Source organism: Arenimonas aestuarii (genome assembly GCF_054781715.1).
Map to the genome: position 1 here is coordinate 178,955 of NZ_BAAGTW010000005.1, position 13,598 is coordinate 192,552.

Genomic DNA, 13,598 nt, shown 5'->3' on the forward strand with positions numbered 1-13,598 from the left:
TTTTCTTCCTTAGCTTCGTTGTGCCTGGTCCGACTGGCTTACCAGCTGCCGGTGGCCTTGAACTCGGAGATGATGGTCTTGAACGAGGCCTCGATGTCCTTGTCCCAGGCGCCGCTCTGCACGATCTGCTTCTCCAGGTCACCCTGGGTGTTGGTCATGTGCGCGTGCAGGCCTTCTTCGAACGCCAGCACCTTGTTCAGCGGCACGTCGTCCAGGTAGCCCTCGTTGACGGCGTAGATGGACAGCGCCATCTGCGCGATCGACATCGGGGCGTACTGCTTCTGCTTCATCAGCTCGGTGACGCGCTGGCCGCGCTCGAGCTGCTTGCGGGTGGCTTCGTCGAGGTCCGAGGCGAACTGGGCGAACGCCGCCAGCTCGCGGTACTGGGCCAGCGAGATGCGGATGCCGCCCGAGAGCTTCTTCATGATCGTGGTCTGGGCCGCACCACCGACGCGCGACACCGAGATACCGGCGTTCACGGCCGGGCGGATGCCGGCGTTGAACAGGTCGGTTTCCAGGAAGATCTGGCCGTCGGTGATCGAGATCACGTTGGTCGGCACGAAGGCCGAGACGTCACCGGCCTGGGTTTCGATGATCGGCAGCGCGGTGAGCGAGCCGGTCTTGCCCTTGACGGCGCCGTTGGTGAACTTCTCGACGTAGTCCTCGTTCACGCGGGCCGCGCGCTCGAGCAGGCGGGAGTGGAGGTAGAACACGTCGCCCGGGTAGGCTTCGCGGCCCGGCGGGCGGCGCAGCAGCAGGGAGATCTGGCGGTAGGCCACGGCCTGCTTGGACAGGTCGTCGTACACGATCAGCGCGTCTTCGCCGCGGTCGCGGAAGTACTCGCCCATGGTGCAGCCCGAGTAGGCCGAGATGTACTGCATGGCGGCCGATTCGGACGCGGTGGCGGCGACGACGATGGTGTGCGCCAGGGCGCCGTTCTCTTCCAGGCGGCGCACGATGTTGGCGATCGTGGAGGCCTTCTGGCCGATGGCCACGTAGACGCACTTGATGCCGGTGCCCTTCTGGTTGATCACGGCGTCGATGGCCAGGGCGGTCTTGCCGGTCTGGCGGTCGCCGATGACCAGCTCGCGCTGGCCGCGGCCGATCGGGATCATGGCGTCGACCGACTTGTAACCGGTCTGCACCGGCTGCGACACCGACTTGCGCTCGATCACGCCGGGCGCGACCTTTTCAACCGGCGCGGTCAGCGACGAGGCGATGGGGCCCTTGCCGTCGATCGGCTCGCCCAGGGCGTTGACGACGCGGCCCAGCAGCTCGGGGCCGATCGGCACTTCCAGGATGCGGCCGGTGGTCTTGGCGACGTCACCCTCGCGCAGGTGCTCGTAGTCACCCAGGACGACGGCACCGACCGAGTCGCGCTCGAGGTTCAGGGCCAGCGCATAGGTGCTGTTCGGCAGCTCGATCATTTCGCCCTGCATCGCGTCGGCCAGGCCGTGGATGCGCACGATGCCGTCGGACACCGAGGTCACGGTGCCTTCGTTGCGGGCTTCGGCGGTCAGCTTGACCTTCTCGATGCGGGACTTGATCAGTTCGCTGATTTCGGACGGGTTGAGCGTCTGCATGGGGGTATCCCTGGGTCGTCCGGCCTGGGCCGGCACTTGGTTCAAAGGAAAATCGTGTTCAGTTCGCCAGCGCCGCGCCGAGGCGCGCCAGCTTGGTGCGGAGCGAGCCGTCGATCACGACCTCGCCGGTGTCGATGACCGCGCCGCCGATGAGACCGGCGTCCACCGCCGTCGCCAGCTCGACCTCGCGACCGAAGCGCTTGCGCAGCGAGCTGCGCAGCATCTCCAGTTCGGCGGCGTCCAGCGGCTGGGCGGAGGTGACCGTGGCCTTGACCACGCGCTCGGCATCGGCGCGCAGCTGGTCGAACAGGCCCGCGATTTCCGGCAGCAGGGCCAGGCGGCGGTTGTCCGCCAGCACGGCCAGGAACTGGCGGAAGGTCGGGTCGCTGTCGCCCGGGGGCAGCAGCAGTTCGACCAGGTCGTCGGCCTTGGCCAGCGGGTGCACGACGGCGTCGTGCGCCTCCGGCACCGCGGCGGCCTGGGCGGCAAAGCCGATCAGGGCCGACCACTGGGGCAGGCGCCCCGCTTCCTGGGCCAGCGAAAAAGCGGCACGGGCGTACGGGCGGGCGAGGGTGAGGGCTTGGCTCATGGTGGGCTTGGACCTCAGATCTCGGCGGCGAGCTCGTCGAGCAGCGCCTTGTGGGCGTTGCCGTCGATCTCCTTGCGGATCAGCTTCTCGGCACCGGCAACCGCGAGCGCGGAAACCTGGCGACGCAGGTCTTCCTTGGCGCGGTTGGCGGCCGAGTCGATTTCCGACAGGGCCAGGGCTTTCTGGCGGCCGGCTTCGGCGATGGCCTCGACCTTGGCGGCATCGATGATCTGGTTCGCGCGGCCATGGGCCTGCTCGATGATCTCGTTGGCCTTGGTACGGGCTTCGCGCAGGGCCTCGGCGACCTTCTCTTCCGCCTGGGCCAGGTCCTTCTTGCTGCGGTCGGCCGCAGCCAGGCCTTCGGCGATCTTCTGCTGGCGCTCTTCGATGGCGCCCATCATCGGCGGCCAGACGAACTTGTACGAGAACCAGATCAGGATCGCGAACGCGAGGGCCTGTCCGATAAAGGTGGCGTTGATATCCATTGCGACTACTCCGCGATGACGAGGCGAGCGACGCCGCGGCACGTGGCCAGCGGCGTCACCGTGACGACCCGGCTGATCAGGCCAGCTGGGCCAGCAGCGGGTTCGCGAACGCGAAGAACAGCGCGATGGCCAGGCCGATGATGAACGCGGCGTCGATCAGGCCGGCCAGCAGGAACATGCGGCCGGACAGCATCGGAACCAGCTCGGGCTGGCGGGCGGCGCTCTCGAGGAACTTCGAACCCATGATGCCGATGCCGATGCAGGCGCCGAGCGCGCCCAGGCCGATGATGATGCCGATGGCAAGGGCGGTCGAGCTCTGGATGGCGGCGACGAGAGACATGTCCATGGTGCAATCCTTTTTTACAAGTCGGTTGGGGTTAGGACGAAAACAAAAACAAGGGGTGTAACTGGATCAGTGCGCTTCCGTGGACATCGACAGATAGACCACGGTGAGGATCATGAAGATGAAGGCCTGGAGCGTGATGACCAGGATGTGGAAGATCGACCAGCCCGCACCCGCCAGCACCGCGCCCAGGAAGGCCAGGATGCCGCCGGTGGTGCCGCCGAAGCCGCCCACGTCCATGATGAAGTGGCCACCGGCCGCGCCCAGCAGGGCGATCAGCAGGAAGACCAGCTCGCCGGCGTACATGTTGCCGAACAGTCGCATGGCCAGGCTGACCGGCTTGGACAGCAGCTCGATGATGTTCAGGCCGAAGTTCGCCGGGGCCAGCACGATCTTCATGCCGACGCCTTCCGCATGGAAAGGCGCAGTGAAGAGTTCCTTGGTGAAACCGAAGCCGCCCTTGGCCTTGATCGCGAAGGCGATCATCAGCAGCAGCACCGTCATGGACATCGCCAGGGTGATGTTGAGGTCGGTGGTGGGCACGGCGCGGAAGTATTCGGCGCCGAACATCTTGGCGATGGCCGGCGGCAGGTCGACCGGGATCATCTTCACGGAGTTCATGAGGAGGATCCAGACGAAGATGGTGAGCGCCAGCGGGGCCACGAACTTGCGGTTGCCGTGGAACACGTCGCGCACCTGGGTGTCGACGAACTCGACGGCCAGCTCGAGGAAAGCCTGCAGCTTGCCCGGCACGCCGGCGGTGGCGCGGCGGCCGACGAACCAGAACAGGCCCAGGCCCAGCACGCCGATCGCGATCGCCATGATCATGCTGTCGACGTTGATGGTCCAGAAGGCGCCCTCGCCAATGGACACCCGCCAATGCTGGAGATGGTGCGTGACGTATTCGCTGGGACTGTCACCGGCGACTTGCATGAGTCGGTTCATCGAAGCAACCAAGGCAGACTGAAAATTTGGGCGAGGGCGGCGAGTGACGCGCCCCCGAGGACATGGGCAGGAGGGAGGCCCTGGGTCATGGCAAGCGCGAGACCCGCGCCAACCACCAACCACTTGAGCACCGTCCCCAGGAGCAGCCGGCTGAACATCCGGACCGCCGGAGCCGAGCGCGACCTCAACTCCGTCCGCCAGCTGAAAACCCACTGTGCCGCCGCGATCACCGCCGCACCCGCCAGCCAGGCCAGGGCAGCTTCCCTGCCTGCCCAGACCGCCGCGATGCCGGCGGCGGCGCACCCGAGGGCCAGCTGGAAGACCGGCAACCGATGGGCGTGGGGCGAAACGGGAGGGGACGCGCGGTTCAAGTAGGACTCAGTAGCGTTCCCTGAAGCCGCAAAAGTATAGCAGCCGCCCTCCGGGGGGGACAAGTCGCAAACGACCCGTCCGCCGGGGGGCGGGGGCGCCTGTTTTCCGGCGCCCGGGGCGCTTCAGCCCGGCCGGCCGGAAGGCCCGGCCGGGCTTTCCGGGCCACCTAGGGCACGGCGCAGCCCTGGGTGGTGCCCGGCCCGCCCAGGGGCTGGACCAGGTCGTTGCCGGTCCAGCTGCCCGGCACGCCGCCACCGTAGATGGCGTCGAGCTCCATCTGCACCAGGCCGTTGGCGTCGAACCGGCGCCGCAGCGTGCCGATGTCGGTGCGCGCGGGCGCGCCGGTGCGTTCGCACAGGGGGCAGAAGCCCGTGAGCTGCTCCAGCGACACGGTCGCATCGGCGCCCAGGAAACTCGGCGCCTCGGAGGTGAGGAAGCGCGGCACGCCGTGGCCGTCGTAGACGAAGGCCGCGTAGAACTCGTAGTTCGGGAACAGCTGCACGCTGTAGCCGGTGCCGGCGCTGGCCGGGTCGAACCAGTGCGAGCTGGCATCGAGCTGGGCGCCAGCCAGCGTCGGGCAGCCCTGCCCCAGCGGCTGGAACGTCTCCGAGCCGGTTTCACCGTCCAGTCGATAGCTGAAGATGATCCCGTCGTCGAGCACGGTGGCGGCGACCTCGCCGACCACGGTCAGCTCGTTGCTGCTGCCGTTCCACGCGGCGCGATACAGCGGCGACTGCCATTGCCCCGTGGTTCCCGGATCGGTGGCCTGCAGGTAATACCAGGTCGACGTTCCATCCTGGAAATAGGTGTACCAGAGCCCGGCGATCGCATCGCCCGCCGGATACAGGAACAAGCCATGCCCGGACCGGTCCGGGTTGAAGTAGCTGCCGCGCGGGATCGCGGCCGACTGCGCCTGGTGGGTCGCCGACACGCTCAGCTGCTGCGTTTCCCCGGACGTATTGACCAGGGTCACGTACCAGCGCCCCGGCGCGAGATCGGCTGCGCCCAGGTTGATCGTGTCGCTGGCGACGCCGGCGAAGTGATGCTGCGCCTGTGCCCGGGCGGGCGCCGGCGCGATCTCCGCGCTGCCGTTGTCCGGTGCGGCCTGCGCGAGGTAGACGTCCACCGGCCCGCCCTGGATGGACAGCTGCAGGCTGGACACACCCTGCGGCAGGTCCAGGAACAGCTGCTCGTCGGCCAGCCCCGCGCCGATCGTCCGCGATACCCAGCGTCCATCGAGCCGGACCATGCCGGCGCCCGGTCGATCCTGCGTTCGGTCGATGCGCACGGGGAAGTAGGCCAGGTCGCCAGTGCCGCGGTGTTCCAGGGCCACCAGGCCGATCGTCGCCTGGCCCAAACCCATGGACGGAAGGTTCCACGAAACCCGCGCCTGGAAGGCCTCGCCGGCCGGCATCACGCCGGGGCCGGTCGCCACGAAGCCGTCGTCGGTGCCGAAGGGCCGGCTCTGGATGACGGTGGCCCGGTGCAGTTCGGCCTCGACCGGCACCGCGCCGCGATTGTGCACCAGCACCCAGGCACCTTCGCCATCGTTAATCGCGACGCGCACGCCCTGCTCGCAGCGCTCGAGCGCATCGCCCATGGCCGCGGTGCAGCGGGTTTCCTCCGGATCGGCGCGGCCATTGCCGTTGTCGTCCATGCCCATGTACACGTCGACGTCCGCGCCGGGCGCAGCCCGCACGTGGGCGAAATCGCGATGGTCCCGGAAGGGCGGATCGCCGTTGCCCGGGAAGGACGGGTAGGAAATCTGGTAGTGGAAAGCCTGGGTGCCCTGCCCGTCCCACGGACTTTCCGGCGTCGGGTCGGCCGCCAGCGAAACCTGCTGGAGCCAGGCCGACGAATGACCGCGGCTTTCGATCCGCAGGTCGGACCAGGCACGCAGCCCGTCCATTGGCACGTCGATGAAACCGGTGCCGCTCTCGGAATCAACCTGGATATCCAGCGACGGCCGCACCAGCACCTGCACCAGGCCTTCACTGCAGCGGCCACCAACGTCGCACAGGCGGTAGGCCAGGCTGTCCTCGACGAAGGCGTCCGCCGGCGGCGTGTAGACCAGGCTGTCGTCCGCGACGGTGCCCGAGGTGCCGTTGGTGTTGACCTGCACGCTGCCGTAGACGGGCTGTTCAACGATCACCAGGCTGCCGCCCTGCAGCGCGGCGGTGGCGAAGACGTCGTTGGCCAGCACGGCGATGCCGGTTGCCGGCGCGTTCTCGACCAACACCACGCGATCATCGCGGGCAACATGGGGCGACGTCTGCGCAGCGCCATCGTCATCGAGCACGGTCACCAGCCCGGCCTGGCCGGATGGCGTGGCGCCGACCACGTTGCCCAGGTGCAGCAGCAGGGTTTCATCGGCCTCGTCGAGGGTGTCGCCAATGATCGACAGCGGCACCTGCACTTCCGTCTGGCCGGCGGAAATTTGCAGGCTGCCCAGCCCGGCGGCGTCGAAATCCACGCCGGCGGTGGCGGTCACGCCCTGCGCCAGCAAGGAAAACGAGACATTCTGGGCCGCGGCGGCGTCGAGGAACACGCGCACGTCCGCCGGCTGCGGGCCAGCGTTGCCCTCGACCGCCGATCGCGACTCGACCGACAGCAGCGGCCGCGCCGGCTCGCTGGCCGAATCGTCGTCGAGGATCCGCACCCAGGTGATGGAGTCGTCCACACGGGCGCCGGTCAGGCCACCCAGCGCCACGTAGAAGGACTCATCGCTTTCCTCGACGGAGTCGCCGAGCACCGACACGCTGAACTGCAGCGAGGTGGCGCCGGCGGGGATCTCGAGGTCCTGCAGGTTCGCGTAGACGAAATCACTGGACGCCGACGCGGAGCTGGCACCCGTTTCGACGTCGAACCGCACTGGCTGGTTGGACGCATGCGACAGCGTCGCGGTCAGCACCGCTTCGCGCACGCCATCGTCGCCTTCCTCGATCGAGAAATCCGGGATGGAAAGCGTGGGCACCGGGTCGTCGCTCAGGATCGTGGCCACGCCCTGGCCCTTGGCGATGCCGGCGCCCGAAGCCGACAGGATATTGAGCGCGAACACTTCGTCCGGCTCCACCAGGGTATCGCCGCGCACGCCGACGTCCAGGGTGACGGCGGTCTGTCCCGCCGGGATCAGCAGGCTGAAGTTGCGCGGCACGTAGTCGGTGAACGTCGCCGATGCCGACGCCGTGGCCAGCGACACCGACACCGGGGAGGCCGAAGCGGCGCTGAGCTGCAGCGTGAAGCGCGCGGTGCGCTGGCCGCTGTTGCCTTCGGTCACCTCGATGTCGTCCAGGCTCAGGGTGGGCGCTGCGCCGGCGCTGGCTTCGGGCATCAGCCCGGCCACCAGGGCGGCGGTTTCGGCGATGCCGCGGCCATTGTCCGCTTCGTCGGCGATGCCACAGGGCTGGCCCAGGCAATCGCTCAGGTCCGGCGTGGAAAACCTGCCCAGGCGGTTCTGCGGGCCGGTGCTGTAGGCCATGATGGTCGCGAAGCCAGTGTCGTCGGGCAGCGTCTGGCGGTAGCCGCGCGAGTACTCGAAGGCGCCGTAATCGCCACCGGCGGTGTCAAAATCGTGGTGCGCGCCCTGGTTGTGCCCGATCTCGTGCGAAAAGGTCCACTCACCGCAGCCGTCGGTGCCAAAGCCCTTGTCGGCGGTGACGCTGAAACCGTAGCGAAGAACGAAGGGGTTGCCGTGGTAACCACCCAGCCAGCCCACGCCGCAGCTGGTCTGGTTGACCCGGTCGAAGTTGCGCATCAGCTTGACCAGGTCGGCCCCGTACTGGACCCGCACCCGATCGATTTCCTGCTTGATCGCTAGGCTGGAGCTGTCGGTGATCGCATAGAGCGCGGTGTTGTTGTTGGTGTCCGCGGGGTAGTCGACCAGGTGCGTGGCGACGACGCGGATCTCCAGGTCCATGCCGGTATCGACGTAGGCCTGGTTGGTGATCGTCTCGAGGTAGGTGATGCGCGTCTGCACGGCCGCGACGCTGCCCCAGACCTCCACCAGCGACGCCTGGTAGGCCACCAGGACGTCCAGTCGCGGCGTGCCTTCGGCCTTGGTGGCTTCCTGGCGCTTGCGCAGGTCACGCTCGGCCGGCGTCGGCTCCGGCGGCAGCAGGACGTCGGGGCCGGCGGGCCGCGCGATTTCCTCGTCCTCAAGGATGCGAGAAATGCCGTGGCGGGTTTCAAGCCGGAGCGCCGGCCCCCTGGCCTGCGGAATCCAGCCAAAGGCATGGCCGTCCTTCACGACCAGCGTCGCCGTCTGTTCGCCCGCGCTGGTCTGCACGCCGGCGGTCCAGACCAGCGTTCCGTCGTCGCGCCGGTGCACCCGCTTTACCGTCGCCGGTACCGCCTGGCCCGCGGTTCCGGGCAACGAGACGATATCGCCCAGCCGGGCGGCGGCCAGTTGGACCTGGTCTACGCTGACGGGCGTACCGGTGGCGGCGCCCGCGGCGGTGGCTTTTCCAGCGGCTGGCTGGATAGGGCCTTGTTCGTAGGCCACGGTGGCGGCGCCAGCCAGTGGCGACGTGGCGATGAGGGCAAGGCACAACAGGGCGAGGCGCAAGGTCCCATCTCCGTCCAGGTTCAGACTCACCTTTTACCAAGCGTCAGGGAACAGCGCACCCCTGCGTGGTTCCGGCACCGCCCAGCGGCTGCACGGCATCGTTGCCCGACCAGGCCCCCGGCACCCCGTTGGCATAGATGGCGTCGAGTTCCATTTGCACCAGGCCATTGGCGTCGAACCGCCGGCGCAGGGTGCCGATATCGGCCCGCGCGGGCGCGCCGCTGCGCTCACACAGCGGGCAGAAGCCGGTGAGTTGCTCCAGCGCGATCGTCGCATCGGCGCCCAGGAAATTCGGCGCTTCGGAAGTCAGGAAACGCGGAACACCCTGGCCGTCGTAGACAAAGGCTGCGAAAAATTCGTAGTCCGGGAACAGCTGCACGCTGTAGCCCGTGCCCGCGCGCGCCGGGTCGAACCAGTGCGAGCTGGCGTCGAGTGGCTGGCCTGCCAGGCTGGGACAGCCGCGACCCAGTGCGGCAAGCGGCTCGGAGCCGGCCTGGCCGTCGAGCTCATAGCTGAAGAGGAAGGCATCCGGCCCGGTCGGCGTGACGATGCCGCGACCGACGGCAGTGAGGTGGTTGCTGGTTCCGTTCCAGGCGGCGCGGTAGAGCTCGCCGGTCCAGACGCCGGTGGCGCCCGGGGCCGGGCCCTGGAGGTAATACCAGGTACTGGAGCCGTCCTGCAGGTAGGTGTACCAGAGACCGGCCCACTGATTGCCCGCCGGGTACAGGAAAAGGCCATGGCCTGACCGCGCCGCATTGAAGTAGCTGCCCGGCCGCACGATCGGCGCGGCGCCCACGACCGTGGCGGTCAGGCTGAAGCTGGCGTCGCCGCCGCCGGGGTTCACCGGCGTGACGTACCAGCGACCCGGTGACAGGTTTCCTCCACTGACCGACAGGGTTTCGTTGCCGGTGGCGCCCACGGCCGAAGCGACGGCCTGCGCACGCGCGGGAGCCGGCGTTATGCCGGGCGACGAGGCCGGTGCCGGCGCGGGCGCCAGATACAGGTCGACGTTCTGCCCGCTGCTGGTCTGCACGTCGAGTCGGCTGGCGCCGGCAGGCACGTCAATGAAAACGCGGTCCTGGGCGGCGCCGGCGGCCAGGCGCATCGTCACCGCGCGACCCGAGCTCAGCGGCACCGCGGCGTTGACCGGGTTGATGCGGTCCACGCGCACCGGGAAGCTGCCGACCGGCGTGCCGGCATTGCTTACGTCCACGTAGGCCACGCGGGCCTCCCCGGGCAACAGGCCATGGTCGCGCCAGCCAAGGCGCAGCGAGAAGGACTCGCCGCCGGCCAGCCGGCCCGGACCGGTCGCCATCAGGCCAGCGTCATCGGCGCCGGGCGGCACCATGAAAACTTCCAGGCGGGCCTGGTCCACGCGCGAACCGCGGTTGTGCGCCATGAACCACACCGGCACGGCCGTCCCGCCGTCGGCTGCGACCTCGAGCTCGCAGCGTTCGACGGGGGCGTTCATCGCCGACACGCAGGCCACCTCGCCGGCGGACGGCAGGCCGTCTCCGTTGGTGTCCCGGCCCAGGTAAAGGTCCAGCGTTCCGGTCACGGCGGAACGCAGGTCGGCGACGATGCGCCAGGTGCCCGCCGGGCTGGCCGGCACGTCCATGACGGTGAAGGCGGTGCCGTTGTTCTGGTCGTTCCAGGGTGATCCGGGGCTGGTGTCTGCCAGCGTTTCGAGCGTTTCGACCACCGGCGCCACCAGCGGGCTTGCGCTGAAACGCAGCGAGTGCAGCGGACGCAGGCCCTCGCCCATGACGTCCTGGAAGCCGGCGCTGGCGTCGGCCTCGAGCAGGGCATCGGGCAGCGGGCGCAGCACCAGCCGGACCCGGGCCTCGGCGCAGGTTCCGGGCGCGGCGCACACGCGGTAGCGAAGGCTGTCGGCGCCGGACGTGTTGGCCGTCGGCAGGTAGCGCACGGTGTCGTCCGCCGGCGTGGTGGTGCCGGCCGTATCGATCGTGGCCGTGCCCCGCGTCGGCGCATCGAGCAGCTGGATCTGGCCGGTGCTTGCAAACCCATCCGGCAAGGCATCGTTGTCGAGCACGCCGAGCAGCACCGGCCCGGCGTTCTCGCGCAGCACGTAGCGGTCGTCGCGGGCGGCGAGCCCGGCACCGGGCAGGTCGTCGTTGAGCAGGGTGCCGTAGGCCAGGGCACGCGTGACGCGGGCGCCGCTGGCATTGCTGAGCACCACCGACATGGTTTCGTTCGCCTCGACGTCGACATCCCCGAAGGCGGCGACGTCGTAGTAGAGCAGGGTCTGCCCGGGCGCGATGGCCAGGCCGGTGTCCTGGCGGGCCTGGTAGTCGCTGCCGGCGTAGGCCGAGCGGTCGACGGTACGCAGGTCGAAGGTCACCGGCGTGGTGCTGGCCTGGGTCAGGCGCACCGGGAACCTCAGCAGCCGCTGGCCGGCGTTGCCCTCGCTGACCGCGGCATTGCCGATGGACAGGCGCGGCTGGTCGCTGGGACCGTTGTCGTCGTCGAGCAGCGTGGCCAGGGCATTGTCGTCGCCGACGTGGGCCCCGGTGATGTGGGAAAGCGTGACGTAGAAACGTTCGTCTTCCTCGGCCTGGGTATCCCCCTTCGTGGGGATCGTGAACTGGGCCGACGTGGCGCCGGCGGGAACACTCAGGCCCTGCACCAGGACAGGATCAAAATCTTCGCCCTCTGCAGCCGTGAAGGGGTCTGCCGCGAAGGCGTGGGACTGGGCCTCGAACGACACCAGGCCCGTGGACGGCTGCGACAGGATCACGGTGAACACCACGTCGGTGGTGCCGGCGTCGCCCTCGGGCACCTGCACGTCGAGTATCGACAGCGTGGGCAGGCTCTCATCGGTGGCGATGGTGCCGACGCCCTGTCCGTCCATCACCACGGCACCGACCACGTCGCGCAGGTTCAGGGCGAAGTGCTCGTCGCGCTCGTTGACGCTGTCGCCGCGCACCTGGACCTGGACGGTGAGCTGGGTCTGGCCGGCCGGGATGACCAGGTCGTCCTGCGCCATGGCGGTGTAGTCGCCGTTGGCGACCGCGGTAGCGTTGCTGGTGAACACCCCGAAGCTGACCGGCCCCGGAGCGGGTCGCGACAGGCTGACGGTGAACGTGGCCGGACTGAATCCGAAGCTGCCCTCCGGGACCCGGACGTCGGAGACGAAGATGCCCGGCAGGGTTTCATCGCGGGCGCTGCGGAACGCGGCCAGGATCGGCGCGGACTGGCCCAGGCCACGCGCGTTGTCGGCCTGGTTCTCCTCACCGCAGGTCTGGCCCATGCAGGTGCTTATGCGCGGATTCGAGAGCACCCCGATTCGAACCTGCGGCGACTCGGTGTAGGCCATGACGGTGGCGAAGCCGTGCACCGGGTCGAGCGTCCGGCGGTAGCCGCGCGAATACGTGTAAGCGCCGTAGTCGCCTTCCGTCGTTTCGTTGTCGTGGGCCGCGCCCTGGTTGTGGCCCAACTCATGGGTGAAGGTCCATTCGCTGCACGCCTCGCGGCCGAAACCACGGTCGCCGGTCACCGAGAAGCCGCGCGCCGGGTCGTAGGCGCCACCGTGGTAGCCAAGCAGCCAGGCGTTGCCGCAGTTGGTGTGCCGGGCACGGTCGAAATGCCGCAACATCGCGACCATGTCGGCGCCGTATTGCTCGCGCAGGCGGTCGACCTCGACCTTGATCGGCTTGCTGCTGGTGAGCGTCATGTCGTCGAGCGCGTCCGGATTGTCGTTGCGCAGCGCGTAATCCACCAGATGCATGCCGACGACACGGACGTGCAGATTGGCCTGGCTGTCCAGATAGGCCTGGTTGGTCAGGGCCTCGAGCTGGGCGATGCGCGCCCGGACGATCGAATCGCCGCCCCACAGGTCGAGCAGGTAGCCGGTGTAGACGACGACGATGTCGATGACCGGCTCGCCGCCGGCCTTGCGGGCCTCCTGGGCGAGCCGGAGCCGGCGCGATGCCGCATCGGGCTCGGGCGGCAGCCTCACGTCGGGACCAAAGGGTTCCACGACCAGGCCATCGGCGTCGGCCGGCACCAGCCAGGTGCCGGTGGCATCGGTCTGCACCAGGGCCGCACGGCCGTCCTTGGCGGGAAGGTGGCCAAAGGCGATGCCGTCGCCCACCGTGAACACCACGGACTGCGGGCCGAGGTCGGTGTCCACCTCACCGATCCAGGTGAGCAAGCCGTCAGGCCGGCGTTCGCTGCGCACGAAGCGCACCCGGCGTTCGTCGTCGGGCAGTCCCGACCGCAACGCCTGCCCGGGCTGGGCACTGGCCTCCAGCATCCGGCGGTCAACGGTGACCGCCAGCAGCGGCCGTGTTTGTTCGGGGTCCTTGCTGACGCCGACCTTCCGGGTCGTATCCGGGAACAGCAGGCTCGGGGCTGCGGCCGCGATGCAGGGCGCCTGGGCCAACAGGAGCAAGGGCAGCCAGAAATGGAGGACGGGCTTGGACATCGGCTGCGCGGCGTGTTCCGGAAGGGATGCATCAAGCAGATACCCCCAGCCGGTGGATGTGGCAAGCCCACCCGCTCAGCTTTCAGTCAGGAACGTGCAGGCGGTGCGGCGGCGCGGACGCGCCACGGGGTTTCTCCTGCGCAAAGAAAAACCCCCGCCTGTTGGCGGGGGTTTTAGGGGTAAAGCCCCTGGCGATGACCTACTCTTGCATGGCTTAGGCCACACTACCATTGGCGCAGCTGCGTTTCACTTCCGAGTTCGGGATGGGAT

At 68.7% G+C, this 13,598-nt stretch carries 8 protein-coding genes and 1 rRNA gene; all 9 read right to left on the bottom strand.

The window, feature by feature from the left end:
* Positions 1 to 38 precede the first annotated feature (38 nt).
* Positions 39 to 1,583, bottom strand: coding sequence for a F0F1 ATP synthase subunit alpha (gene atpA, locus ACYVJH_RS09615; protein ID WP_460454427.1), 1,545 nt, complete (start codon positions 1,581 to 1,583; stop codon positions 39 to 41).
* 58 nt (positions 1,584 to 1,641) lie between these two features.
* Positions 1,642 to 2,172 carry a F0F1 ATP synthase subunit delta gene (locus tag ACYVJH_RS09620; RefSeq protein WP_460454428.1) on the bottom strand — a complete coding sequence of 177 codons (531 nt, stop codon included), beginning with the start codon at positions 2,170 to 2,172 and terminating at the stop codon, positions 1,642 to 1,644.
* Positions 2,173 to 2,186: 14 nt separating this feature from the next.
* Positions 2,187 to 2,657 carry a F0F1 ATP synthase subunit B gene (locus ACYVJH_RS09625; protein WP_339830023.1) on the bottom strand — a complete coding sequence of 157 codons (471 nt, stop codon included), beginning with the start codon at positions 2,655 to 2,657 and terminating at the stop codon, positions 2,187 to 2,189.
* 76 nt (positions 2,658 to 2,733) lie between these two features.
* Positions 2,734 to 3,003, bottom strand: coding sequence for a F0F1 ATP synthase subunit C (atpE, locus tag ACYVJH_RS09630; RefSeq protein WP_188665765.1), 270 nt, complete (start codon positions 3,001 to 3,003; stop codon positions 2,734 to 2,736).
* Between the two features lie 66 nt (positions 3,004 to 3,069).
* Positions 3,070 to 3,933 (bottom strand): F0F1 ATP synthase subunit A, encoded by an 864-nt coding sequence (atpB, locus tag ACYVJH_RS09635; protein WP_460454429.1) that lies wholly within the window; start codon positions 3,931 to 3,933, stop codon positions 3,070 to 3,072.
* Positions 3,934 to 3,941: 8 nt separating this feature from the next.
* Positions 3,942 to 4,379, bottom strand: coding sequence for an ATP synthase subunit I (locus ACYVJH_RS09640; protein WP_460454430.1), 438 nt, complete (start codon positions 4,377 to 4,379; stop codon positions 3,942 to 3,944).
* Positions 4,380 to 4,483: 104 nt separating this feature from the next.
* Positions 4,484 to 8,881, bottom strand: coding sequence for a reprolysin-like metallopeptidase (locus ACYVJH_RS09645; RefSeq protein ID WP_460454431.1), 4,398 nt, complete (start codon positions 8,879 to 8,881; stop codon positions 4,484 to 4,486).
* Positions 8,882 to 8,924: 43 nt separating this feature from the next.
* Positions 8,925 to 13,328 carry a Calx-beta domain-containing protein gene (locus ACYVJH_RS09650; protein ID WP_460454432.1) on the bottom strand — a complete coding sequence of 1,468 codons (4,404 nt, stop codon included), beginning with the start codon at positions 13,326 to 13,328 and terminating at the stop codon, positions 8,925 to 8,927.
* 186 nt (positions 13,329 to 13,514) lie between these two features.
* Positions 13,515 to 13,598: ribosomal RNA gene (gene rrf, locus ACYVJH_RS09655) — 5S ribosomal RNA — on the bottom strand; the annotation flags it as partial.

Bases quoted from the DNA above. Each gene is read 5' to 3' on its own strand.
- atpE (WP_188665765.1), bottom strand. From the start codon at position 3,003: ATGGACATGTCTCTCGTCGCCGCCATCCAGAGCTCGACCGCCCTTGCC.
- ACYVJH_RS09650 (WP_460454432.1), bottom strand. From the start codon at position 13,328: ATGTCCAAGCCCGTCCTCCATTTCTGGCTGCCCTTGCTCCTGTTGGCC.
- atpA (WP_460454427.1), bottom strand. From the start codon at position 1,583: ATGCAGACGCTCAACCCGTCCGAAATCAGCGAACTGATCAAGTCCCGC.
- ACYVJH_RS09620 (WP_460454428.1), bottom strand. From the start codon at position 2,172: ATGAGCCAAGCCCTCACCCTCGCCCGCCCGTACGCCCGTGCCGCTTTT.
- ACYVJH_RS09625 (WP_339830023.1), bottom strand. From the start codon at position 2,657: ATGGATATCAACGCCACCTTTATCGGACAGGCCCTCGCGTTCGCGATC.
- atpB (WP_460454429.1), bottom strand. From the start codon at position 3,933: ATGCAAGTCGCCGGTGACAGTCCCAGCGAATACGTCACGCACCATCTC.